Raw genomic sequence first — 23,990 nt, 5'->3', positions numbered from 1 at the left:
GTGCCCCCCCCGCCCCCCCCCCGCTCATGCCCCCCCCCCGGCCCAAAAAAATCTTCCCCGCCCGCACAACCCCCCACCCCGTCCCCGTCCCCGGCCCACCCCCGCCCGGAGCACAGGTATTACCCCGCCCGCCATGGGCAACGGCCCCACCCCCACCGCCCCGGCCAGGGGAGGGGCAGGGGCCCCGCCCACCCGCACCGCCCGGCCAGGGCAGGGCAGGGGCAGCCGCCCCGCCCCACCCCCACCGCCCGGCTAGGGCATCGGCAAGGTTGATACCAGTGCCCCCAGCGTCAGCCCCCACGCGCTCTCCGCCGGGGTCCCGTACCCCACCACCAGCGCGTCCCGGACCGGCATGTCCGATTCCGGGTGGCGGTACCAGGTCAGGCCCATCAGGGCCAGGTCGTGCCAGGCCGCCGCCTGGACCAGCGCCTGCTCCGTCCCGGCCGGCAGCTCCAGCACCGCGTGCAGCCCCGCCGCGATCCCCGACACCACCACCCGGTCCCCCACCGCCGCCACCAGCTCCTCGCGCCGCCGGAAGTACCGCTGCCGCATCCCCCGCACATGCCGGTCGTACGCCCCCGACCTGATGAACTCGGCCAGCGTCAGCTGGTCCACCGCGCTGGAGGTCCAGTCGGCCCGGCCCTTCTGCTCCAGCACCTCGTCCAGCAGCCCCGGCGGAACCACCATCCACCCCATCCGCAACCCCGGCGCCAACGCCTTGCTGGCCGTGCCCAGGTACACCACCCGGTCCGGGTCCAGCCCCTGCAACGCCCCGACCTGCTGCCGGTCGTAGCGGAACTCCCCGTCGTAGTCGTCCTCCAGGATCAGCCCGCCCGTGCTCCGGGCCCAGTCCACCGCCGCCGCCCGCCGCGCGGGCGTCAGCGCGGCGCCCGTCGGGAACTGGTGCGCAGGCGTGAGCAGCACCGCCCCGGCAGAGCCAGAGCCAGAGCCAAGGCCCGGCAGCGACTCCGTCCGCGCCCCCGCCCCGTCCACACCCAACGGCCGCGTCCGCAGCCCCGCCCCCGCCAGCACCTTCCGGTGCACGTCCAGCCCGTACCCCTCGACCGCCACCTCCCGCACCCGCCGCGCCCGCAGCACCCCCGCCATCAGCCTCAGCCCGTGAACGAACCCCGCGCACAGAACGATCCGCTCCGGATCCGCGTACACCCCGCGCACCCGCGCCAGGTACTCGGCGAGCGCCTCCCGCAGCTCCACCCGCCCGCGCCCGTCCGCCCCGTACCCGAAGGCGTCGTTCGGCGCGTCCGTCAGCGCCCGCCGCGCCGCCGCCAGCCAGGCCGCGCGCGGGAAGCCGCTCAGGTCCGGGGTGCCGGGCACCAGGCTGTACGAGGGACCCCGCCGCGCCGGACGGCGTACCGGCCCGGCGGCGGCCGCCTTCCGCGGCCGGGCCCGTTCGGCGACCCGGGTTCCCGAGCCCTGGCGGGCCGTCAGCCAGCCCTCGGCGACGAGCTCGGCGTACGCCTCCGCGACCGTGTTCCGCGCGATCCCGAGATCCCCCGCGAGCGACCGCGAGGACGGCAGCCGGGTACCCGCCGCCAGCCGCCCGCTGCGCGCGGCCTCGCGCAGCGCCTCCACGAGCCCGGCCCGCAGGCCGCGCCCCGCGGAAAGATCGAGATGCAGGTCAGCGCCGAAAGTGGCCCAGGATTCCGTCATGGATATGGACCATATCGCCGGTCTTTTCCTCCGTACCGTTGAGTACATGACGACGACGAACGAAGTACCCGCGTACGCCCCCGAACGACCCGCCCGGATGCACTGGCACCAGCTCGCCCCCGCGGTCTACAAGGCGATGGTGGCGCTGGAGATCGCGGCGCGGAAGGGCCTCGACCCGACCCTGGCGGAACTGGTCAAGATCCGCGCCTCGCAGGTCAACCACTGCGCCTTCTGCCTGGACATGCACACCAAGGACGCCATCGCCGCGGGCGAGAGCGTCGAGCGGATCGTGCAGCTCGGCGCCTGGGAGGAGTCCCGGCACTTCTACACCGAGAAGGAGCTGGCGGCCCTCGAATTCACCGAGGCCATCACCCTCCTGACGGAGGGTTTCGTACCCGACGAGGTCTACGAGAAGGCCGCCAAGCACTTCGAGGAGGCCGAACTGGCCCAGCTGATCGCCCTCATCACGGCGATCAACGCGTGGAACCGGTTCGCCGTCACCACCCGATCGGTCCCCGGGCACTACACCCCGGGCATGTTCAAGTACTGACCCCTGACCCAGCCGGGCCAGCCGACCAGCCGGGTCAGCCGACCGGCGGGGTCAGCCGACCGGCCGGAACGCCTCCAGCGCCGCCGCGTGGTGGTCCTGCGTGACCTGCCACTCGGCGGCCGGGCCGGCGGCCAGCACCGCCCACTTGGTGCCGTCCGCCGCGAAGGAGACCCGTTCGACACCGCGCCGACGGCCGTGCGACTCGGCGCTGTCGTACTCGTAGACGAGTTCCGCCGCCCCGTCGCCGCCGGAGACCGTGCCGACGCGGATCTCCTCGTAGCCCGAGGTCCGGGCCCGCAGGTCGCTGGAGGCGCCCTTGACGGCGTCGAGCGGGCTGAGCTCCGGCTCCGACACGCGGAAGATCTGGATCAGCGCGGTCCGGTCGGCCGAGCGGTAGAAGACCCCGGCCCCGCCCTCCTCCCGGGCCCAGCCCGCCGGGACGGCGATGGTGAAGCCCGCCGGGTCCTGCTTGGTCTCGTGGACCCCCGCCCCCGTCCCCTCCCCGGCCCCGGTGCCGGTCGGGCTCGGAATCTGACTCGGGCTGACGCCGGGCGACGGGGAGCCGGCGGCGGTGGGCGACTCCGTCCCGGAGGGCTCCCCGGCGGACGAAGACGGCGCCCCCGAGGCCACCGTCCCGTTCTTCTCCCCCGCCCGGTCCGCGTCGCCCGTGTCGCGGGCCAGGAACCACACCGCCCCGGCGCCGATCGCGACGGAGGCAACCGCGATGCCCGCCGTCGCCGGAGTCAGCCACCGGCCGCGCGACCCGCCGGCGGGTGCGGAGCCCGGTGGTACGGGCGGCAGGTGCGCGGGGTTCGTGACGTAGGGCGGCTGCTGCGCGGCGTACGGCGGCACCGGCGCGGTCGGCGCCTCGTACGGAGGCGGCGGAGGCGGCGGAGGCGGAGGCGGAGCAGGCGACCCCGAGCCCGACCCGAGCGGGTCGTACACCGGCGGCGCACTCGGCGGAGCCGGCGGCGGCCCCGCCGGGGTCTGGTCCACCACCCAGCGCTGCGCCTGCGCGTCCCAGCGGGGTTCGCCGGAAGGTGCCGGTGACACGGGTCAGCCCCCCAGCGAGGCGAGCAGCCCGGCCAGGGCGGTGGCCGCGCTCACCGACTCCACCAGCGGGGCCCACCGCTCCAGGGCGGTGCGCAGCCGGTTGACCAGACCGGGTCTGATCGCCTCCGCGCCCTCCAGGTCCTCCGCGACCCCGTCCAACGCGGCGTCGAGCGCGGACCGGTCGGTGCCGCGGGGCAGCCGGACGAGGGCCGCGCGCAGGTCGAGCACCGCCTCCAGCAGTTCCTGGACGCCGGGCGCGGGTGCCCCCGTACCGCCGTGGTGGACGGTGTTGGTGTGGTTGGTGCCGCCGATGCTGAAGGCGCTCCCGTGAATGTCGCCAAGCTGCACCGAGGGCTCCTGACCGCTCTCACTACCTGCCACTGCCACTCCCCCTGTGTGTCCTGTTGTGATGGCCGGTGCCGCCGACGCTGAATGCGCTGTCGTGCACCGACTGGATGAATACTCCACCCTCTGCGACGTGGACGGCGCGCCGCGCGAACTCCTCGGTGTACCACCCGGCTTCGTGCAGAGCCGCCGTGACCCCGCCGACGACCCGGTCCTGGATCGTCTTCAGGTACCGGTCGAGGTCCATGAGGTGGAACAGCGAGCCGGCGTCCTGCGAGGCGAGCTCGCGCACCGACAGGCCGGGCCCTTCCGGGCGGGCGCCGCCGTGGCCGCCGGTGACGATCCGCCACCAGCTGGCAAGGCCGCGGGCCAGGGTGGCGACGGACGTCGCGAACGATCCCGGCGTGTGCCGCAAGGCCCAGACGGCCTTCCCGAACCAATTGTTGTTGAGGTAGCGCTGGGCGGTGGCGTCCGCGTTGTGGAAGAGGGTGTGGACGGGCAGCAGCACGTGCGGCGCCACCTCCAGCATCATCATCCGGCCCTGTGTGTGGACCCGTACGAAGACGGTAACGACGAGGTTCTCGTCCCAGCCGCCGACCCGGATGCGCAGGAAGTGCCGACGGCGCTCGCCGCCCTCCTCGATGGCTTCGGCCCGCTGCTCGGCGAACTGCTGCTGCACGAGGTGGGCGGCGTCCCGGTGCGGAAGGCCGCCGGCCGGAAGGAACACGCACTCGTCGATGACGAGTTCGCGCAGCCGGTCCAGTACGGCCGCCTCGGCCTGCGGGGAGCCGTGCGGGGAGGGCACCCGCAGGGCCTGGAGCAGCGGCACGATCCGCTCCACGATGTGGGCGTTGGTGACGGGCGTGGGCTTGCGGTCGGAACCGAGGTCCTCGCGCGGACGCAGCTCGACCGACAGGTGCCAGGGCCGGTACGGCTCCCCCGCCCCGCTGAACGGGTCGTTGATGTTGTACATGATCAGCGGCGCGTGCTGCTCGTTGCGGATCCGCTGCCGGATCCGCGCGAACCGCACCCCCTGCGCCGTCTCGGCGGGGTCGGCGGCCGGGTCGGCGTACCGGTGCGGGGAGAGGTCCTGGGCGATGACGCGCGCGACATGGCCGCGCTGCAGCCCGACGACTGTCACCAGGGCGGCGAACGTCCCCCACAGGACCGCCGCTTCCGCCGCGCCGCCGGTGGAGGAGCCGAGGGCGAGGCCCGCGCCGAAGGCGGGCAGGTCGCCGAAGCTGCCGCCGAGGGCCAGTCCGAAGCCGACCACCACCACGACCAGCAGCGCGAGCATCCACCAGGCGTAGATCCGTACCACCAAGCCCAGGAAGCGCAGCAGCCCGAGGTCCCGCGCCCGGAGCCAGTCGGCGAGGCTGAGGAGGAGGAACGGGACCAGCAGGCCCGCCAGGGCGCCGCTGGTGAGCAGGCTCCCTACGAACCAGGCCCCGAGCACCCCGGCCGCCCAGCCGAGTTCGGTGCGGCGGGCGCGGAGCGCGTGGGCGAGGACGCGCGCGGCGTCGAAGCCGTAGGAGGGCGCGACCACGCGCTCCTCGTGCACGTACAGCTCGTCGATCACCCGATCGCGGTACCCGGCGTCGAGGTAGGTGCCCGCACACAGGAAGCGGCCCGCCTCGCTGACGGAAGGGTGCACCGGGGGGCGGCCGGCGCGGGGGTCGCCCCCACCGCCGGCGGTGGGCTGGTGGGGAATCGGGATGTCGGTCACCGGCTGACCTTATGTACCGCTTACATCCAGCGACAGGTCATTTCACGCCAAAGCGCCCCGGTCGTGTTTGACCGGGGCGCAAGGGTGTTCGTACTACGGATCGAATCGAATCTGCTCCGATCAGATGAGATCTGATCAGATCAGGCCGAGCGCGCGGACCGCGTCGCGCTCCTCGACGAGCTCCGCCACGGAGGCGTCGATGCGCGTACGGGAGAACTCGTTGATGTCCAGGCCCTGGACGATCTCGTACTTGCCGTCCTTGGTGGTGACGGGGAAGGAGGAGATGATGCCCTGCGGGACGCCGTAGGAGCCGTCCGACGGGATGCCCATCGAGGTCCAGTCGCCCGCGGCGGTGCCGTTGACCCAGGTGTGCACGTGGTCGATGGCGGCGTTGGCGGCCGAGGCGGCCGAGGACGCGCCACGGGCCTCGATGATCGCGGCGCCGCGCTTGGCGACGGTCGGGATGAAGGTGTCGGCGAGCCACAGCTCGTCGTTCACGACCTCGGCGGCGTTCTTGCCGGCGATCTCCGCGTGGAAGACGTCCGGGTACTGGGTCGCCGAGTGGTTGCCCCAGATGGTGAGGCGCTTGATGTCGGTGACGTCGGCGCCGGTCTTCTTGGCGAGCTGCGAGATCGCGCGGTTGTGGTCCAGGCGGGTCATCGCGGTGAAGCGCTCGGCCGGTACGTCCGGGGCGGCGGCCTGCGCGATGAGCGCGTTGGTGTTGGCCGGGTTGCCCACGACCAGGACCTTGATGTCGTCCGCGGCGTGGTCGTTGATCGCCTTGCCCTGCGGCTTGAAGATGCCGCCGTTGGCCTGGAGCAGGTCACCGCGCTCCATGCCCTTGGTTCGCGGGCGGGCGCCCACGAGCAGCGCGACGTTGGCGCCGGCGAAGCCCTGGTTCGGGTCGTCGAAGATGTCGATGCCCTTGAGCAGCGGGAAGGCGCAGTCGTCGAGCTCCATGGCGGTGCCCTCAGCGGCCTTCATGCCCTGGGGGATCTCCAGAAGACGGAGCTTGACCGGCACGTCCGCGCCGAGCAGGTGACCGGACGCGATGCGGAAGAGCAGCGCGTAGCCGATCTGGCCGGCGGCGCCGGTGACGGTGACATTCACGGGAGTGCGGGTCATGGCCTTCTCCGTTAGACAGCTGGTGGTGGGGCGGTCCCTGCCCCATGTGCTGGAGGACGCCGCTTCCCATTAAGTCTTGACGTGAAGAGACATCCGCGGTCAGGCTATCCGACCCCGGACCGGGCCAACCCCCGGGTCCTTGTGGCGCGTGGCACATGTCGGCCGGGAGTTCGAAGGCGGCGAGGGGTGTAGACCCCTCATGCGGTCAGCTCATGCGGTCAGCTCATGCGCTCAGCGGACGGTGAACCTGACCGCCGTCTCCAGGAACGGGATCTCCAGCCACGGCCTGGGCTCCATGACCAGCGCGAGCAGCGTGATCGCCACGCCCAGCAGCCCGTACGTGGCCATGTCCGTGAAGCGGGAGCGCACCGCGAGCATGCCCACCGAGGGCAGGACGCGGCGCAGCACGGCCGCCGCGATCAGCGCGACGCCGATCACGAGGCAGCCGGCCCGGGGGTGGCCCATCGCCGTGAACAGCAGCCCGGCGGCGGTCGCCGCGAGCACGCTGAGCATCGGCCACTGACGGGCCGGCGCGGGCGCGTCGCGGGGGGCGGCGCGGCCGCCGCCCTCGGGCCGGGCGGTGTCCCGGGTGACGGAGGGGAAGCGCCGGGACGTACGGGGTTCGGGGCCGGGGGCCGCCGGATCCGGCGCCGCCTCGGCCGCGGACCGCGCCGGGGATTCCGGCGCCGCTGCCTTCACCGCGTTCGCCGCCGCGTTCACCGGCTTCGCCGTCTGCTGCGCCATCTCCTCGGCGCCGTCGCGTTCAGCTTCCACTGGTCGTCGCCCGTTCGGCCGCCTCGACGACGTTGACCAGCAGCTGCGCCCGGGTCATCGGGCCGACACCGCCCGGGTTCGGGGAGATCCAGGCGGCCACCTCGGCGACACCCGGGTGGACGTCGCCGACGATCTTCCCGTTCTCGTCGCGGCTGACGCCCACGTCGAGCACGGCCGCGCCGGGCTTCACGTCCTCCGGCTTGACCAGGTGCGGGACACCGGCCGCGGCGACGATGATGTCCGCCTGGCGCAGCAGCCCGGAGAGGTCGCGCGTACCGGTGTGGCAGAGCGTGACGGTGGCGTTCTCGGACTTGCGGGTCAGCAGGAGCCCGATGGAGCGGCCCACGGTGATGCCGCGGCCGAGGACGACGACGTGCGCGCCGTTGATCTCGACCCCGTGGTGGCGGAGCAGCTGCACGATCCCGAACGGGGTGCAGGGCAGCGGACCCGGCTCGTTCAGCACCAGCCGCCCGAGCGACATGGGGTGCAGGCCGTCGGCGTCCTTCTCAGGGGCCATCAGCTCCAGCACCCGGTTGGTGTCGACGCCCTTGGGGAGCGGGAGTTGGACGATGTAGCCGGTGCAGTCCGGGTTCGCGTTGAGCTCCCGTACGACCGCCTCGATGTCCTCCTGAGAGGCGGTGGCGGGCAGTTCGCGCTGGATGGAGGCGATCCCGACCTCGGCGCAGTCCTTGTGTTTGCCGTTGACGTACCAGCGACTGCCCGGATCGTCACCGACCAGCAGGGTGCCGAGGCCGGGGGTGACACCCCGGGCCTTGAGCGCCGCCACGCGGGCGGTCAGTTCGGACTTGATCGCGGCTGCCGTGGCCTTGCCATCGAGAATCTGGGCGGTCATGCTCCCATCCTCCCGGATGGGGCGGCCCCGGTTCCAGTCGCGTCACCTCGCGGGGCTCGATGATCATTGCGCTTGTACAACACGTGACCGTCCGTGTGCGGATCAGCTGGACAAGCGCCGCGCGCGCCGATCACTATGGCGGATCAAGAGTGCCGCGGGCGGTGCCGGGGGGCGGACCGCCAGGCCGCAGTGTCACCTCCGTGCCGTGCCGTGCGTCCCCGCACTTCCTCGGAGGAACACCCCAGATGAGCTTCGGCCAACCGAACCCGTACGGGCAGCAGCAGGGCCAGCCCGGCTACGGCTACCCGCCGCAGGCCCCGCAGGCCCCGCAGGGCATCCCGCCGCAGGGTGGCTACGCCTACCCGCAGCAGCAGATGCCGCAGGCCTACCCGGGGTACCCCGGCGGCCCCGGTGTCGGCGGTTACCTGGGCGTACCGATGCGGATGCCGGGTCTGATGAAGACCGCGCGCGTCCTGTTGTTCATCATCGGCGGGTTCCAGCTGATCGGCGCCGCGCTGTTCATCGTCTTCGGTGCCGCGCTCGGCAGCTCCCTGGACAACAGCCGCGTCACGACGGTGATGAGCGCCGGCGTCATGGTCGCGGGCGTCTTCCTCGCCGTCGTCGCTCTCGTGGCCATCCTCCTGGCCGCCCGGCTGGGCAAGGGCGCCACCCCGGTGCGCGTCTTCACGATCATCTACGGCGCCCTCGGGATCCTGGGCAGCCTCGGCAACCTGGTCACCGTGTTCTCCGCCTCCTCGGCGGCCCACGAGGCGTCGGGGCCGGCCATGGTCGTCGGCATCGTCCCGTGCGCCATCGGCCTCACCGTCAGCGGCATCATCTTCGGCTCGATGGTGACCGGCGCCGCGACCGCCTGGTTCAAGCGCCCGCGCTACTGACCTCGTAGGCACATAGGCACATACGGCGAAGGCCGCGTCCCGCACTGCTGCGGAACGCGGCCTTCGCCGTTTGTCGCCGGACTGCCGGGGCTCAGTGGAAGAAGTGCCGGGTCCCGGTGAAGTACATGGTCACGCCCGCCGCCTTCGCGGCCTCGACGACCTGCTCGTCACGGACGGAGCCACCCGGCTGGACCACGGCCTTGATACCGGCGGCGGTCAGGATCTCCAGCCCGTCCGGGAAGGGGAAGAACGCGTCGGACGCGGCGTACGAGCCCTGCGCGCGCTCGGCGCCCGCCCGCTCGACGGCGAGCTTCGCCGAGTCGACGCGGTTGACCTGGCCCATGCCGACACCCACCGAGGCACCGCCCTTGGCGAGCAGGATCGCGTTGGACTTCACGGCCCGGCAGGCCTTCCACGCGAACGCGAGCTCGGCGAGCTGCTCCGGGGAGAGCGCGTCGCCAGTGGCCAGGGTCCAGTTGGCCGGGTCGTCGCCCTCCGCCTGGAAGACGTCCGACTGCTGAAGCAGCACGCCACCCGAGACCGGCTTGAGGTCGCCCGGCTGGTGCGGGTGCCCGTCCACCTTCAGGACGCGGATGTTCTTCTTCTTGGCCAGGATCTCGACCGCGCCGGCCTCGTAGCCGGGGGCGGCGATGACCTCGGTGAAGATCTCCGCGACCTGCTCGGCGAGCTCGACGGTCACCGGGCGGTTGACGGCGATGACGCCGCCGAAGGCCGACAGCGGGTCGCAGGCGTGCGCCTTGCGGTGCGCCTCGGCGACGTCGTCACCGATGGCGATCCCGCACGGGTTGGCGTGCTTGATGATCGCGACGCAGGGCTCTTCGTGGTCGTAGGCGGCGCGGCGCGCGGCCTCGGTGTCCACGTAGTTGTTGAAGGACATCTCCTTGCCGTGCAGCTGCTCGGCGTTGGCGAGCCCGCCCGGCTGCCCGTCGGTGTAGAGCGCGGCGGCCTGGTGCGGGTTCTCGCCGTAGCGGAGGGTGGACTTGCGCTCCCAGGCGCCGGCCAGGAACTCGGGCAGCACGGCCTCCGGCTCCGGGGCGTACGTGTCGGTGAACCAGGAGGCCACGGCGACGTCGTACGCGGCGGTGTGTTGGAAGGCCTCGGCCGCGAGCCGCTTGCGGGCGGCGAGGTCGAAGCCGCCGCCCTGGGCCGCGGCGAGCACGTCGGCGTAGCGGTCGGGGCTGGTGACGACCGCGACGGAGGGGTGGTTCTTGGCGGCGGCGCGGACCATCGACGGACCGCCGATGTCGATCTGCTCGACGCACTCGTCCGAGGTGGCGCCGGAGGCGACGGTCGCGCGGAACGGGTAGAGGTTGACGATCACCAGGTCGAAGGGCTCGACGCCCAGCTCGGCGAGCTGGCGCCGGTGGTCCTCCAGGCGCAGGTCGGCGAGGATGCCGGCGTGCACGCGCGGGTGCAGGGTCTTGACGCGGCCGTCCAGGCACTCGGGGAAGCCGGTCAGCTCCTCCACCTTGGTGACGGGCACGCCGGCCGCGGCGATCTTGGAGGCGGTGGAGCCGGTGGAGACGAGCGCGACGCCCGCCTCGTGCAGGCCGCGGGCCAGCTCTTCCAGTCCCGTCTTGTCGTAGACGCTGACGAGCGCACGCCGAATCGGCCGCTGGGTCGTGGTCGGGTCGTTGCTCTCTACGCTCTCTACGGCGGTCACTGGATTGTTACCTTTCGTCCCTCAATGCGGTAGCCGTGCCGGGCCAGGCGCCCCACGACGTCGACGAGCAGCGTGCGCTCGACTTCTTTGATGCGCTCATGGAGAGCGGCTTCCTCTTCCCCGTCCCGGATCTCGACGACACCCTGGGCGATGATCGGACCGGTGTCCACGCCGCTGTCCACGAAGTGGACCGTGCAGCCGGTCACCTTCGCGCCGTAGGCGAGCGCGTCCCGTACGCCGTGCGCCCCGGGGAAGGCGGGGAGGAGGGCGGGGTGGGTGTTGATGAACCGGCCGCCGAAGCGGTCGATGAACGCCTTGCCCACGATCTTCATGAACCCGGCGGAGATCACCAGGTCCGGTTCGTGGGCGGCGGTGGCCTCGGTCAGGGCGGCGTCCCACTCCTCACGGGTCGCGTACCGCTTCACGGGGCACACGAAAGTGGGGATCCCGGCCTTCTCGGCGCGCTCCAGCCCGACGATGTTCTCGCGGTCGGCACCGACGGCGACGACTTCGGCGCCGAAGCCCTCGGGGCCGCCGGGGTGGCTGTCGATGGCATCGAGCAGGGCCTGGAGGTTGGTGCCGGACCCGGAGACCAGCACGACCAGGCGGGTGACGGCCATGGGAGGCCCTTTCTCGGGGTTCGCGTCGTTCGTCTTGCGTGATCTTGCATGATCCTGTGTGATCGTACGAAACTCCAGGGCACCGATATACGGGGGACCATACGAAGCCATCGACCGCCTGCAACGATACCGGCTCTCCGGAGGCCCCCGAGGGACGGGTGGACGGCCGAGGAGTAGCGTCTGGCGTACAAGCCGCAAACGGCGCGGCGCGATGCCTCGCGCCGCCGCACGCCATGTCTACGACCGTCCACGACACAGGGGAAGTAACGCACTCGATGCCGGACCGCCGTCAGCCCGACTCCTCGACCGACGACAACCCCTTCGCGGCTCCCCCGGAGGGCCGGCCCGACCAGCCGTGGGAGCCGCGCGGTGGCGGCGGAGACGGCGACCGCGACCGCGACCGCCTGGGCGGGGAGCCCGGCGCGGGCGGCCCGGCCCGCTGGGATCCGACGGACCCGATCCAGCGACGGGCGCGGTATGCGCTGCTGGCGGGCATGTGGGGCTTCTTCTTCGGGATCTTCGGGATCCCGTCGATGGGGCTCCTGCTGGGTGCGCTCGCGGTGTACTGGGGCGTCACCGCCCTGCGCGGCCAGCCGCCCGCCCCGGCCCCGACGGACGGCACCCCGCCGCCCCCCTCCGGCCTGGCGGCCCTGGGCCCGGCGGCCCGCCCGCAGCGCACGGCGGCGATCAGCGGCCTGGCGACGGCGGCCCTGGCGATCCTCCTGGCGGCGACCTCGTACGGCCTGCAACTGGCGTACAAGGACTTCTACGTCTGCCGCGACGACGCCCTCACCAGGACGGCGGAAGTCCAGTGCAACACCCTCCTCCCGGACAACTTCGTGGGCGACATCCTCAAGGTCCAGAAATAACCCCACCCCGCCGACTCCACCCCAGCCCCGCCGGCGTTTGAGGCGCGGGGCCCGAGGGCCGGCCCCCATCCAGCCCCGCCGGCGATTGAGCGCGCGGGGGCCCGGGGGCCAGCCCCCATCCAGCCTCGCCGGCGATTGAGCGCGCGGGGGCCCGGGGGCCGCCCCCCATCCAGCCCCGCCGGCGTTTGAGGCGCGGGGGCCCGGGGGCCGCCCCCCATCCAGCCCCGCCGGCGTTTGAGGCGCGGGGGTCCGGGGGCTGGCCCCCGGCAACGGCGCCGCACCGGTCCCGTCAGGGTGACGGCCGCCGGCGCGAGAGGACACGGGCTCCCAACACCGGAGGTACCGGTACCGGCGGGCCGACGGCGTCCCTCGGGATCGGATCCGGGATCGGCGTCGGAACCGGGTCCGGCTCCGGCTCCGGCTCCGGAATCGGGACGGGATCCGGCCTCGGATGCGGCCGCACCGGAGTCCCCGGATCCACCGGAGTCACCGGAGTCACCAGCGCAACCGGCGCAACCGGCGTCACCGGCGTCGACGCCATCTCCGGAACCAACGCCCCCGCCGTACGGCGAAGCGCCTCCCACCGCAGCTCCCGTACGCCCGAGGCGTGCCAGTCATCAACCGGATCACCCGAATCAGCCGCATCGCCGCCCGCACCCGCCCCCACCCCCGCCGGCCGATTCCGCCACCCGTGCACGGCGACAGCCACCGGCACCGCCAGCCCCAGCGTCCACACCCCCGCCGCACCCCCCACCTGCCACCACACCGGCCCGAAGCTCGACAGCTCCCGCGACCCCAACGGCCCGGCCGACGCCCCCGCGAGCCCGGCCATCAACAGCCCGCACACCACCGCGCCCAGACCCGCCGTCAGCGCGGTCTCCCCGTACGAAACCTCACGCGCCCGGCGTACCGCGAACCACCCCACCCCCAGCCCGGCCGCCACCGGAATCACCGCCACCGCCCAGGTCAGCGGCGACCCCGCCCCCTCCGGCGGCAACGCCGCCAGCAGCGGGAAGCGCGGCAACGGCAGCGCCGCCGAGTCCTGGAAGCCGAGCGGAGTCGCCGTCGCGCCGGTGCCCAGGGCGAAGCCGGGCCCGAGGGCGTACGCCGCGCCCCACACCATCGCGTTCGGGATCAGCGCCACCGCGAGCAGCAGCACCGCGAACCTCCCCGACCACACCTCCGTCAGCGTCAGGAACGACCCCTGGGCCTCCGCGCCGTGCCACGCCAGCGACACGCCGACCAGCAGGATGCCCCCGCCCAGAAGCAGCAGCGCCCCGGCCGCACCGGAACGCAGCGCCAGCGCGTAACGGGGGCGCGCGACGGCCCGTCGTACGCCCACCGGCACCCACGCGGGCAGCGGCCCGAGCGGACGCCCCTTGGCCACCCACACCCCGCCCGCCGCGGCGAGTACCGCCACCAGCGGGACGTGCCAGGCCGCGCTCAGCGGATCGGCGGGCATCGGACCACCGGCCGCGTACACCGTGGCCAGGGATCCGACGGCCAGGTAGCCGCAGGTCACCGCCGAGAAGACGGCGCCGGCCGGCAGGACCTCGTCCCCGTCGCTCCCGTCTCCCGAGGCACTGCCGAGCCGGGCGGCGCGCCGCATCAGCAGGACGGGCAGCGCGACCAGCAGCAGCGGTGTCACCCCGACGGGCGCTGGGACGCCGGAGAGGGTGTCGTAGCGGATGAGGTCCGTGCCGTGGGCGAGCAGCCACAGCCCGGCGGCGAGGTGCAGCGCGCCGCCGGGGCCGCTGTCGGGGTAGGGGGAGCTGATCCACAGCACGATCACGAGCACGGCGAGGAAGCCGAGCCCCAGTCCGGCGGCCATGGCGCCGCCCAGCACACACGCGGCGGCCGCCGGCGAGCGGCGGCGGCCGCGGGCCTGCGGCGGCGCCGACAACAGAGTCCCTCGTTCGATTACTTGGGTCACCCCGCCATGGTGCCAACGACACGCGCTTTGGGCGTGTAACAGGCGAATGTCCGTTGTGTCGCCCAAGATACGTTTATGTATTTTTTCGCCCAGGGTCGCCGGGTCGTCGCGGGGAGCGTGGCATGACACACAACGTCGGTACGACCTCCGGCGAGGGCCCGGATCCTGAGCCCGTCCTCCCCTCGCCCGAGGAGCGCCAACGTCTGCGCGAGGCGGCGGACCTGACGCATTACGAGGTCGCGGCGAAGGTCGGGGTCACCGTGACCACCATCCGTTCCTGGGAGGCGGGCCGCACCGAACCCCGCGGCCGCAAACGCGACTCCTACGCCGCATTCCTCGCCGGCCTGACCACCCACGGCCCCACAACTCCCCGGCGCCCGCCCCTCCCCGCGACACCCCGAACCCACCCCGACCCGACAGCCACCCAACCCCCAGGCCCCCCGCCCACCCAGAGCTCCCAGAGCTCCCAGAGCTCCCAGAGCTCCCAAGACACTGCGGCCACCCCTGACCTCCCCGGCACCCCTGACCTCCCCAGCTCCCCCGGCACCCCCGGCACCCCCGGCACCCCCGGCACCCCCGGCACCCGGGATGCTGCGGGTACCCCTGGCCTCCCCGGCTCCCCGGATGCTGCGAGCACCTCTGGGTCTAAAATCGCCCAGGGATCCCACAATGCCCCGGGCACTCCGGGCTGCCCGGGCTTCCCCGGATCGCACAGGTCCCAGGAAGCCCTCCACGTCCCTGGATTCCCCGGGGCTCCGGCCACCCCGGGAGCTCTCAACGCTCAGAGCACGCCAGCCTTTGCCGAACCCCACGGGTCACACAAAGCCCCCGACACCCCGGGCTTCCCCAGTTCCCCCCGGTCTCCGAACAGCGCGGGAGCCCCCGACGCTCCGAGCGCGACGATGCTCCCCGAACCTCACGGGTCCCACGGCACTCCCAGCATCCCGGCCGATTCCGAACCCCATGGACCCCACGAAGCCCCCGGCTTCTCTGACTTCCCTGGGTCTCCGGCCACCCCGGGAGTCCCCCGCGCCCCGAGCACCCGGTCCTACCCCGACCCCAACGGGTCCACCGGGTTCCACGGGTCCCATGCGTTCCATGAAGCCCCTGGCAACCCGGCCCCCCTCACTTCCCCCGGGTCCCCGGACTCCCTCAGTCCCCCCAGGTCCCCGGCCACCCCGGCCACCCCGGCCACCCCGGGAGCACTGGGAGCACTGGGAGCCCCGGGAGCCCCGGGAGCCCCGGGAGCCCCGGGAGCGCGCAGCGCTCCGAGCGCCCGGGCCTACCCCGAACCCCACGGGTCCCACAGGTCCCACGAAACCCCCGACACCTCGGACTCCCCCAGGTCCCCGGCCGCCCCGGCCGCCCCCGACGCTTCGGGCGTACCGGGCGGCTTCCCCGAGCACTCCGCCTCCCCGGAGGCTCCGGGGGCTCCGGGGGCTCCGGGGGCTCCGGGGGCTCCGGGGGGTCCAGGGTCTCCTGGGGCTCCAGGGGCTCTGGCGGGTCCAGGGGTCCCAGGGGCTCCAGGGGCTCCAGGGGCCGAGGTTCCGTTCCCGTTGAGACCGCCGGGGGCACCGGCACCCACTCCCGAGTTCGACGTGCTCTACGCCCACGCCGCCCCCGCGCTGACCCGGCAGGTGTACCTCCTGACCGGCCGCCGCACCCTCTCCCTGGAGGCCGTCGAGCGGGCATTCCACCAGGCGTGGGGCCGCTGGCCCGAGGTCGTCGCCGACCCCGACCCCGTCGGCTGGGTACGCGCGGCCGCGTACGAGTACGCCCTCTCCCCCTGGCACCGGTTCCGCCGCGCGCACCGGCACGCCGACAAGGCCCCGGCCCACCCCGCCGACCGGACCCTGATGGACGCGATGCTCGCGCTGCCGCCGGTCCACCGCCGCACCGTGCTGCTCTACGACGGCATCGGGCTCGACCTCCCCGACACCGCCGCCGAGACGGAGGCCACCACCCCCACCGCCGGCAACCGCCTCCTCCGCGCGCACGCCATGCTCGCCGCCCGGGTTCCCGAACTGGCCGGCGCACCACCCGAGAAGCTGTCCGCGCTACTGCACCACCGGCTCGGCGCGCTCCGGCCCGCCGTACCCCTGGACCCGCGCCCGGCGCCCGCCGTACGCGGCGCCGGCGAGCAGCGCACCCGGCGCCGGAGCCGCGCCGTATTCGGCCTGACCGCCGTGATCGCGGTGGCGACCGCCTACACGGTCTCGACCGCGCCGACGGAGTACGTGCCCCCGCTCGCCCCGGGTACGAGCGTCTCCGGGGTGCCCCCGCTCAGCGGCCCCCAGCAGCAGACCGAGCGGAGCAGCGCGCTCCACCACAAGCTGCGCAATGACCCGGCGGCCGGGCCGGCCCGCCTCGCCCCCAAGGGGGAGTAGCGCGAACGGGCGTGGCCCGCACCCTCGAAGGGTGCGGGCCACGCCCGTACACACGTACGCACACACATACAGCCAGGGGCTGCTACCGCGCGGCGTTCAGGATCTCGCGCGCGAGCTTCGCCGTCTCGGTCGGCGTCTTGCCGACCTTGACGCCGGCGGCCTCCAGGGCCTCCTTCTTGGCCTGTGCGGTGCCAGAAGAGCCGGAGACGATGGCGCCGGCGTGGCCCATGGTCTTGCCCTCGGGGGCGGTGAAGCCCGCGACGTAGCCGACGACCGGCTTGGTGACGTTCTTCGCGATGAAGTCCGCCGCACGCTCCTCGGCGTCGCCGCCGATCTCGCCGATCATGACGATCAGCTCGGTCTCCGGGTCGGCCTCGAAGGCCTCCAGAGCGTCGATGTGCGTGGTGCCGATGACCGGGTCGCCACCGATGCCGACGGCGGAGGTGAAGCCGATGTCGCGCAGCTCGTACATCATCTGGTAGGTCAGCGTGCCGGACTTGGACACGAGACCGATCTTGCCGGGCTTGGTGATGTCGCCCGGGATGATGCCGGCGTTGGACTGGCCGGGGGTGATCAGACCCGGGCAGTTCGGGCCGATGATCCGGGTCTTGTTGCCCTTGGCGGTCGCGTACGCCCAGAAGGCGGCGGAGTCGTGCACCGCGATGCCCTCGGTGATGACGACGGCCAGCGGGATCTCGGCGTCGATCGCCTCGACGACGGCGGCCTTGGCGAAGGCCGGCGGGACGAAGAGGACGGAGACGTTGGCGCCCGTCTTCTCCATCGCCTCGGCGACGGACCCGAAGACCGGGACCTCGGTGCCGTCGAAGTCGACGGTGGTGCCCGCCTTGCGCGGGTTCACGCCGCCGACGATGTTGCTGCCGTCAGCCAGCATCAGCTTCGTGTGCTTCATGCCCGTGGCACCGGTCATGCCCTGGACGATGACCTTGCTGTCCTTGTTGAGGAAGATAGCCATGTGAGTCTGTGACCTCTGCCCTTACTTCGCAGCCGCGAGCTCGGCGGCCTTGTCGGCCGCGCCGTCCATGGTGTCCACGCGCTGCACCAGCGGGTGGTTGGCGTCCGAGAGGATCTTGCGACCCAGCTCGGCGTTGTTGCCGTCGAGACGGACGACGAGCGGCTTGGTGACCGCCTCGCCCTTCTCCTCCAGCAGGGCCAGCGCCTGGACGATGCCGTTGGCGACCTCGTCGCACGCGGTGATGCCACCGAAGACGTTGACGAAGACGGACTTGACGTCCGGGTCGCCGAGGATGATCTCGAGACCGTTGGCCATGACGGCGGCGGAGGCGCCACCGCCGATGTCCAGGAAGTTGGCGGGCTTGACGCCGCCGTGGTTCTCGCCGGCGTAGGCGACGACGTCGAGGGTGCTCATGACGAGACCCGCGCCGTTGCCGATGATGCCGACCTCGCCGTCCAGCTTGACGTAGTTGAGGTTCTTCGCCTTGGCGGCGGCCTCCAGCGGGTTCGCGGCCGCGTGGTCCACGAACTCCTCGTGGCCCGGCTGGCGGAACTCGGCGTTCTCGTCGAGCGAGACCTTGCCGTCGAGCGCGATGACGTCACCGTTGGCGACCTTCGCGAGCGGGTTGACCTCGACGAGGAGCGCGTCCTCGGCGATGAAGGTCGCCCACAGGGTCACGAGGACCTCGGCGACCTTCTCGGCGACCTCGGCCGGGAACTGCGCCAGGGCGACGATCTCGCGGGCCTTCTCGATGGTCACGCCCTCGTTGGCGTTCACCGGGACCTTGGCGAGCTTCTCCGGGGTCTCCTCGGCGACCTGCTCGATGTCCATGCCGCCCGCGACCGAGGCCATGGCCAGGAAGGTGCGGTTGGTCCGGTCGAGCAGGTACGAGACGTAGTACTCCTCAAGGATCTCGGGAGCCGTCTCGGCGATCATCACCTTGTGGACCGTGTGGCCCTTGATGTCCATGCCCAGGATGTCCGTCGCACGGGCGACGGCCTCGTCCGGGGTGGCGGCGAGCTTGACGCCGCCGGCCTTGCCGCGGCCGCCGACCTTCACCTGCGCCTTGACGACCGACTTGCCACCCATGCGCTCGGTGGCCTCGCGGGCTGCCTCAGGCGTGTCGATGACTTCACCGGCCAGCACCGGTACACCGTGCTTGGCGAAGAGGTCCCTCGCCTGGTACTCGAACAGGTCCACGCGCGTCCGTCCCTTGTCTTCAAAGATTCGCAGTGATTCGCGGTTGTCTGCTATCTGCGTGGGCGTGCCGCGGAGGGCAACGTGACGGCTCTGTCACAAGGAAGGCGCACACGGTGACCGTGGACGCGGCATGTCCGTCTCGCAGGTTATCCCCGTGGGACGTGGGTCCCTAAATCGCAGATCACACCTGAGCGGTGATACCTGTCACAGATCCCCTCACGGTTGAGCTGCGTCTTCGTGCGATCTGCCGATTTACGGCATCGGTGACCGCGGACTCGGGGGACGTCAGCGGACGGGCCGGAGCTAGGGCCGGAGCTCGGGCCGGGGCTCGGGCAGTGGGCGTTTCTCCAGGGCCGCGGCCATGACGTCCGGGAACAGGTCGGGCGTGCAGGCGAAGGCCGGGGCGCCCAGCGCGGCGAGGGCGGCCGCGTGTTCCCGGTCGTAGGCCGGCGCGCCCTCGTCGGACAGCGCGAGCAGGGTCACGAACTCGACTCCCGCCGCCTTCATCGCGGCGACCCGCTTGAGCATCTCGTCGCGTATGCCGCCTTCGTAGAGGTCGCTGATCAGGACGACGACGGTGTCGGCAGGGCGGGTGATCTTGGACTGGCAGTAGGCGAGGGCCCGGTTGATGTCGGTGCCGCCGCCGAGCTGGGTGCCGAAGAGGACGTCCACGGGGTCGTCGAGCTGGTCGGTCAGGTCCACGACGGCGGTATCGAAGACGACCAGCCGGGTCGCGATCGACCGCATCGAGGCCAGCACCGCCCCGAAGACGGAGGCGTAGACGACGGACGCCGCCATCGAGCCGGACTGGTCGATGCAGAGGATCACCTCCTTCTTCACCGACTGGGCCGCCCGGCCGTATCCGATCAGCCGCTCGGGGACGACGGTGCCGTACTCGGGCAGGTAGTTCTTGAGGTTGGCGCGGATCGTGCGGTCCCAGTCGATGTCCCGGTGGCGGGGGCGGCTGATCCGGGCGGAACGGTCGAGGGCCCCGGTGAGGGTGGCCCGGGTGCGGGTCGCGAGGCGCTTCTCCAACTGTTCGACGACCTTGCGGACCACGGCGCGGGCCGTCTCCCTGGTCGTCTCCGGCATGGCCTTGTTCAGGGAGAGCAGCGTGCCGACGAGGTGCACATCCGGTTCGACGGCCTCCAGCATCTCCGGCTCCAGCAGCAGCGCGGAGAGGCCGAGCCGCTCGATGGCGTCCCGCTGCATGACCTGGACGACGGAGCTGGGGAAGTACGTACGGATGTCCCCGAGCCAGCGCGCAACGTTGGGCGCGGAGCCGCCGAGCCCGGCCGACCGCTCCCCCGACGCCTTGCGGGACCCGGTGGCGCCGTTGCCGCCGTAGAGGGCCCCGAGGGCGCCGTCCATCGCCGCGTCCCGGCCGCCCAGCACGCACCCGGTGCCGTCGGCCTCTCCCCCGCCGAGCACCATCCGCCACCGCCGCAGCCGCTCGCCTCCGGCGGCTCCGGCGGCTCCGGCGGCTTCGGCGGAGACCCCCGCACCCGGCGCCACCTGGTTTCGCGTACTCGCCATTCGTCCGTCCCCTGCTCTCGTTGTAGCCCGGCGGCCCTTGCCGCCGGTGTGCTCTCGTCTCCGACCGGACCCGGTACCCCGATCCCGGCCGCGGCCTGCCCCGGACCCGAAACCCCAGGGCTCCGCCCCCGGCCCCTGCCCCGGCTGCCGCTGACCCCCGCCCGAGTTCCGCCTCAGCGGTCTCGGGGTAGTGGGGTGCGTGCGTTTCCGCGTCGTCCGGTGCGGTGCCTCGGCGTACCTGCCGTACTCGGGCGATGCGGCAGTGCGGCGAGGTGCCGTGCCGGGCGGCATGGAGGCGTGCCCCCCTTCCCCGAGACCGCTGAGGCGTCCGGCGGCCGGTGCCCGCCCGCCGGGGTCAGGCCGCCGGGGCGGCGAGGAGGAGCTGGACCAGGTCCACCACCGCGTCCGCGCGGACCGGGTCCAGGTCCGGGGCGAAGCCCGCCGGGGCCGAGCCGGAGCCGGCCGCCGAGGGGCCGCCGCCCGGGCCGCGGCGGACCAGCTCACCGAGGGTCCGCTTGACGCCCGGCTCGTACGCGCCGAACGTCCGCCGCAGCAAGGGCAGTACGTCGATGAACGCGCCCTCCGGCACGGACACCAGCCACGTGTCGATCAGCCCCAGCAGCCGGTCGTCGTGGACCAGCAGCGTGCCGCCGCCCGAGCCGCCGCCGGCGAAGCCCTCGATCCAGCCCGCCGCGTCGGCCGGGGCGGACGCGGGCGACAGGGCGAGCCCCATCAGCCGAGCCGTCTCCTCCGCCGGGAGCCGTCCCTCGTCGAGCAGCAGCCGGGCCGCGCGGCCGCGGATCAGCCCGGGCACGGCGTCCCGCCCGGCCAGCGTCCGCAGCACCGCCGACCAGCGCTCGCGCAGGCCGTCGGCTTCGTCGGCCGCCGTCAGCAGCCCGATCGCCCCGTGCACCCCGTCGACATGGCCGCGCAGCTCCGCCGCCCCGTCCGCGTCCAGCCCGGCGGCGCAGGCGGGCGGCAGCGCCACACAGATCCGCTCGGCGAGCCCGGCCGCGACCGTGCCCAGCGCCGACGCGTCGGTCCCCCGTACGTCCCCGTACCGCAGCGAGCGGGCCAGCGCGGGCAGCGCCTTGGCCAGCCGCGCCACATCGGTGTCCAGGGCGGCCCGGTCGGCGAGCGCCCGCAGCACCGCCGGCAGTGCCTCCGACAGCCCCGCCAGCAGGCACCGCTCGGCCAGCGCCGTGACCTCCCCGAGCTCCACCGCGGCCGCCGCGTCCGCCTCGGCCTTGGCCGTGGCCGCCGCCAGGACGGTGGTGCCCCATATGCCGGCCTCGGCGACCCGCACCGACAGCTCCGGCTCCCAGCGCAGCCGCCAGGTCTCCCGGAAGGTGCCCGTGCTCCCCCGGGAGGCGGTGGGCGTGCCCCACTCGATCCCGAGCAGCCGCAGCCGGTGCAGCAGCAGGCACTTGGCCGCGTCGGTGTCCTTGCGCAGATCGAGCTCCAGCTCGCGGTCCTGGGCCTCCGCCTTGAGCCGCAGCGAGCGCTGCTGCCGGGTGAGGTCCCGCTGGAGCGGTACGACGGGTGCCGCGTCGGGGACCTCGCCGAGCACGTCCCCGACGACGAGCCGGTCCTCGATCAGCGCCAGCGGTACGTCCGAGCCGTCGCACATCACCGCCCGGACGGCCTCCAGGGTCTCGGTGAGCCCCGGTAGCGGCCGCCCCCGCATCGCGGCCAGGGTGTCGGCCAGCCGGACGGCCTCGATGACGTGGGCCGAGGAGACCTGCCGGTCCTCGTCCCGGAGCAGCCCGGCAACCTTGGTCAGCCAGCGCTCGACCGGCCGGTCGCGGGCCGCGAAGAGGTGCGCGTACCACCCGGGGGAGGTGATGCCCGCCCCGTACCCGCCGGCGCGGGCGAGCCGGCGGTGGGTCCAGGGCACCCAGGTGGTCTCCACCTTGACCTTGGGGAGTCCGGTGAGCAGCGCCTTGTCCGCGGCGGCCGTGGTCCTGGCCCGCAGCGCCGGGACGTGCCAGGCCCCGCACACCACGGCGTAGTCCTCTCCGAACTCCCGCCGGGCGGCCCGCATCCGCTGCCGCATGTACGCCTCGCGGACCAGGTCGCGGGCGTGCCCGCCGTCCCCGTACTCCTCGCGCAGGGCGCCCATGGCCTCGCCGAGCGCCTCGAACGCGGCGAGCGGCCCCCCGGAGGCCGGGCGGTGTCCCCGTTCCCCACCGGTGCCCCGGTGTTCGACGACGTCCTCCCACCAGCGCTCGGGATCGTCGTACCCGGCGGTTTCGGCCAGCACGGAGAGCGGATCCAGCCGTACCGAATCGGGCGCGTCCCCCTCCACGTCCCCGTCCGCATCCGGGTCGGGCTCCCCGGCCCCGACTCCGGCCAGGGAGTGGGCGGCCGGGAGGTCGATGAACCTCGCCGGTACGCCGGCCTCCTGGGCCCAGCGGATCGCCACCCACTCCGGGGAGAAGTCGGCCAGCGGCCAGAAGGCGGCGCGGCCCGGGTCGTCCGCGGCGTGCGCGAGCAGCGCCACGGGCGGCCGCATCCCGGGATCGGCGGCCAGCGCGATCAGCGCGTCCCCCTCGGGCGGCCCCTCGATCAGGACGGCCGCGGGCCGGGCCGCGTCCAGGGCGGCCCGCACCGCGCGGGCCGAGCCGGGCCCGTGGTGCCGTACGCCCAGCAGCAGCGGCCCGCGCGCGGCCGCGCTCATGCCGTCACCTCCCGGCAGGCGCGGTAGAAGTCCTTCCAGCCGTCGCGCTCGCGGACCACGGCCTCCAGGTACTCCTGCCAGACGACCTTGTCGGCGGCCGGGTCGCGGACGACGGCACCGAGGATCCCGGCGGCCACGTCGGAGGGGCGCAGGACGCCGTCCCCGAAGTGGGCGGCCAGGGCGAGGCCGTTGGTGACGACCGAGATGGCCTCGGCGGTGGACAGCGTGCCGCTGGGCGACTTCACCTTGGTGCGGCCGTCGCCGGTGACCCCGTCGCGCAGCTCGCGGAAGACGGTGACGACGCGGCGGATCTCCTCCAGGCCCTCGGGTGCGGCCGGCAGGTCGAGCGCGCGGCCCATCTGGTCGACGCGGCGGGCGACGATGTCGACCTCGGCGTCGGCGGTGGCGGGCAGTGGCAGTACGACGGTGTTGAAGCGGCGGCGCAGCGCGCTGGAGAGCTCGTTGACCCCGCGGTCGCGGTCGTTGGCGGTGGCGATGAGGTTGAAGCCGCGCACGGCCTGCACCTCCTGGCCGAGTTCCGGTATGGGGAGCGTCTTCTCGGACAGGACGGTGATGAGGGTGTCCTGGACGTCGGCGGGGATGCGGGTGAGCTCCTCGACGCGGGCGGTCATGCCCTCGGCCATGGCGCGCATGACGGGGCTGGGTACGAGGGCTTCGCGGCTGGGGCCGTGGGCGAGCAGCCGGGCGTAGTTCCAGCCGTAGCGGATGGCTTCCTCGGGGGTGCCGGCGGTGCCTTGGACCAGGAGGGTGGAGTCCCCGCTGACGGCGGCGGCGAGGTGTTCGGACACCCAGGTCTTGGCGGTGCCGGGGACGCCGAGCAGGAGCAGGGCGCGGTCGGTGGCCAGCGTGGTGACGGCAACCTCGACGATGCGGCGCGGGCCGACGTACTTGGGTGTGATGACGGTTCCGTCGTCGAGCGCGCCGCCGAGGAGGTACGTCGCGATGGCCCACGGGGAGAGCTTCCAGCGGGTCGGGCGGGGCCGGTCGTCGGCGGCCGCCAGGGCTTTCAGTTCGTGTGCGAAGGCGTCTTCGGCGTGCGGTCGGAGCGCCTCGGCGCCGTTGTTGTCCTCGGGCATGGTCATGGTCCCCCTCCA

At 73.3% G+C, this 23,990-nt stretch carries 19 protein-coding genes and 1 pseudogene; 5 read left to right on the top strand and 15 right to left on the bottom strand.

The features are described from left to right. Positions 1-252: 252 nt before the first annotated feature. Entirely contained in the window at positions 253-1,671 is a 1,419-nt protein-coding gene (locus MTF65_RS19615) for a PLP-dependent aminotransferase family protein (protein ID WP_243630021.1), read from the bottom strand. A 46-nt stretch (positions 1,672-1,717) separates the two neighbouring features. On the opposite strand from MTF65_RS19615, the gene MTF65_RS19610 reads away from it, so the two are divergent. Continuing rightward, on the top strand, positions 1,718-2,221 hold the full coding sequence (locus MTF65_RS19610; protein WP_243630020.1) for a carboxymuconolactone decarboxylase family protein: 504 nt from the start codon (positions 1,718-1,720) through the stop codon (positions 2,219-2,221). A 51-nt stretch (positions 2,222-2,272) separates the two neighbouring features. On the opposite strand, the gene MTF65_RS19605 is transcribed toward MTF65_RS19610, so the two are convergent. The 6 genes from MTF65_RS19605 to MTF65_RS19580 all read right to left on the bottom strand — a co-directional run bounded on the left by MTF65_RS19605 (position 2,273) and on the right by MTF65_RS19580 (position 8,097). Next, on the bottom strand, positions 2,273-3,274 hold the full coding sequence (locus MTF65_RS19605; RefSeq protein ID WP_243630019.1) for a hypothetical protein: 1,002 nt from the start codon (positions 3,272-3,274) through the stop codon (positions 2,273-2,275). A gap of 3 nt (positions 3,275-3,277) precedes the next feature. Continuing rightward, positions 3,278-3,622 carry an FUSC family protein gene (locus MTF65_RS19600; RefSeq protein ID WP_243630018.1) on the bottom strand — a complete coding sequence of 115 codons (345 nt, stop codon included), beginning with the start codon at positions 3,620-3,622 and terminating at the stop codon, positions 3,278-3,280. 22 nt (positions 3,623-3,644) lie between these two features. Continuing rightward, positions 3,645-5,345 carry a hypothetical protein gene (locus MTF65_RS19595; RefSeq protein ID WP_243630016.1) on the bottom strand — a complete coding sequence of 567 codons (1,701 nt, stop codon included), beginning with the start codon at positions 5,343-5,345 and terminating at the stop codon, positions 3,645-3,647. Between the two features lie 135 nt (positions 5,346-5,480). Continuing rightward, positions 5,481-6,470 (bottom strand): malate dehydrogenase, encoded by a 990-nt coding sequence (locus MTF65_RS19590; protein ID WP_243630014.1) that lies wholly within the window; start codon positions 6,468-6,470, stop codon positions 5,481-5,483. Positions 6,471-6,701: 231 nt separating this feature from the next. Further along, entirely contained in the window at positions 6,702-7,244 is a 543-nt protein-coding gene (locus tag MTF65_RS19585) for a DUF3017 domain-containing protein (RefSeq protein ID WP_243630012.1), read from the bottom strand. Continuing rightward, entirely contained in the window at positions 7,234-8,097 is an 864-nt protein-coding gene (locus tag MTF65_RS19580; RefSeq protein ID WP_243630011.1) for a bifunctional methylenetetrahydrofolate dehydrogenase/methenyltetrahydrofolate cyclohydrolase, read from the bottom strand. The genes MTF65_RS19585 and MTF65_RS19580 overlap by 11 nt, the downstream gene beginning before the upstream one ends. 245 nt (positions 8,098-8,342) lie before the next feature. Between MTF65_RS19580 and MTF65_RS19575 the strand changes: the two genes are divergently transcribed. Then, positions 8,343-8,993 (top strand): hypothetical protein, encoded by a 651-nt coding sequence (locus MTF65_RS19575; RefSeq protein WP_243630008.1) that lies wholly within the window; start codon positions 8,343-8,345, stop codon positions 8,991-8,993. A 91-nt stretch (positions 8,994-9,084) separates the two neighbouring features. Here MTF65_RS19575 and purH read toward each other — a convergent pair whose 3' ends face one another. Both purH and purN read right to left on the bottom strand, forming a co-directional pair. Next, positions 9,085-10,677, bottom strand: a complete 1,593-nt coding sequence (purH, locus tag MTF65_RS19570; RefSeq protein ID WP_243630007.1) for a bifunctional phosphoribosylaminoimidazolecarboxamide formyltransferase/IMP cyclohydrolase — start codon at positions 10,675-10,677, stop codon at positions 9,085-9,087. Continuing rightward, positions 10,674-11,297, bottom strand: a complete 624-nt coding sequence (gene purN / locus MTF65_RS19565) for a phosphoribosylglycinamide formyltransferase (protein WP_243630005.1) — start codon at positions 11,295-11,297, stop codon at positions 10,674-10,676. Before purN ends, purH begins: the two co-directional genes overlap by 4 nt. Positions 11,298-11,572: 275 nt before the next feature. On the opposite strand from purN, the gene MTF65_RS19560 reads away from it, so the two are divergent. Beyond that, positions 11,573-12,166 (top strand): hypothetical protein, encoded by a 594-nt coding sequence (locus MTF65_RS19560; protein WP_243630004.1) that lies wholly within the window; start codon positions 11,573-11,575, stop codon positions 12,164-12,166. A gap of 289 nt (positions 12,167-12,455) precedes the next feature. Here MTF65_RS19560 and MTF65_RS19555 read toward each other — a convergent pair whose 3' ends face one another. Beyond that, positions 12,456-14,099 (bottom strand): DUF6350 family protein, encoded by a 1,644-nt coding sequence (locus tag MTF65_RS19555; RefSeq protein WP_243630003.1) that lies wholly within the window; start codon positions 14,097-14,099, stop codon positions 12,456-12,458. 122 nt (positions 14,100-14,221) lie between these two features. Between MTF65_RS19555 and MTF65_RS19550 the strand changes: the two are divergent. Both MTF65_RS19550 and MTF65_RS19540 read left to right on the top strand, forming a co-directional pair. Then, positions 14,222-14,395 (top strand): annotated as a pseudogene (locus MTF65_RS19550) (helix-turn-helix domain-containing protein); the annotation flags it as partial. Between the two features lie 1,260 nt (positions 14,396-15,655). After that, on the top strand, positions 15,656-16,486 hold the full coding sequence (locus tag MTF65_RS19540; protein ID WP_243630042.1) for an RNA polymerase subunit sigma-24: 831 nt from the start codon (positions 15,656-15,658) through the stop codon (positions 16,484-16,486). An 82-nt stretch (positions 16,487-16,568) separates the two neighbouring features. Here MTF65_RS19540 and sucD read toward each other — a convergent pair whose 3' ends face one another. The 5 genes from sucD to MTF65_RS19515 form a co-directional block, all read right to left on the bottom strand. Continuing rightward, a complete protein-coding gene (gene sucD / locus MTF65_RS19535) occupies positions 16,569-17,459 on the bottom strand; it encodes a succinate--CoA ligase subunit alpha (protein WP_243630002.1) in 891 nt (296 codons plus the stop codon). A 21-nt stretch (positions 17,460-17,480) separates the two neighbouring features. After that, the gene (sucC, locus tag MTF65_RS19530) at positions 17,481-18,659 is read right to left on the bottom strand and encodes an ADP-forming succinate--CoA ligase subunit beta (RefSeq protein ID WP_243630001.1); all 1,179 of its coding nucleotides are present in this window, start codon (positions 18,657-18,659) and stop codon (positions 17,481-17,483) included. 303 nt (positions 18,660-18,962) lie between these two features. Further along, positions 18,963-20,093, bottom strand: a complete 1,131-nt coding sequence (locus tag MTF65_RS19525) for a VWA domain-containing protein (protein ID WP_243630040.1) — start codon at positions 20,091-20,093, stop codon at positions 18,963-18,965. A gap of 457 nt (positions 20,094-20,550) precedes the next feature. Next, on the bottom strand, positions 20,551-22,875 hold the full coding sequence (locus MTF65_RS19520; RefSeq protein ID WP_243630000.1) for a DUF5682 family protein: 2,325 nt from the start codon (positions 22,873-22,875) through the stop codon (positions 20,551-20,553). Then, positions 22,872-23,978 carry an AAA family ATPase gene (locus MTF65_RS19515; protein WP_243629999.1) on the bottom strand — a complete coding sequence of 369 codons (1,107 nt, stop codon included), beginning with the start codon at positions 23,976-23,978 and terminating at the stop codon, positions 22,872-22,874. Before MTF65_RS19515 ends, MTF65_RS19520 begins: the two co-directional genes overlap by 4 nt. Between the last annotated feature and the right edge of the window lie 12 nt (positions 23,979-23,990).

Origin of the sequence: Streptomyces sp. APSN-46.1, assembly GCF_022815725.1 — a bacterium.
Taxonomy (GTDB): Bacteria; Actinomycetota; Actinomycetes; order Streptomycetales; family Streptomycetaceae; genus Streptomyces.
Note: the sequence above shows the minus strand (reverse complement) of the source record. Positions and strands in the feature narration are given on the sequence as shown.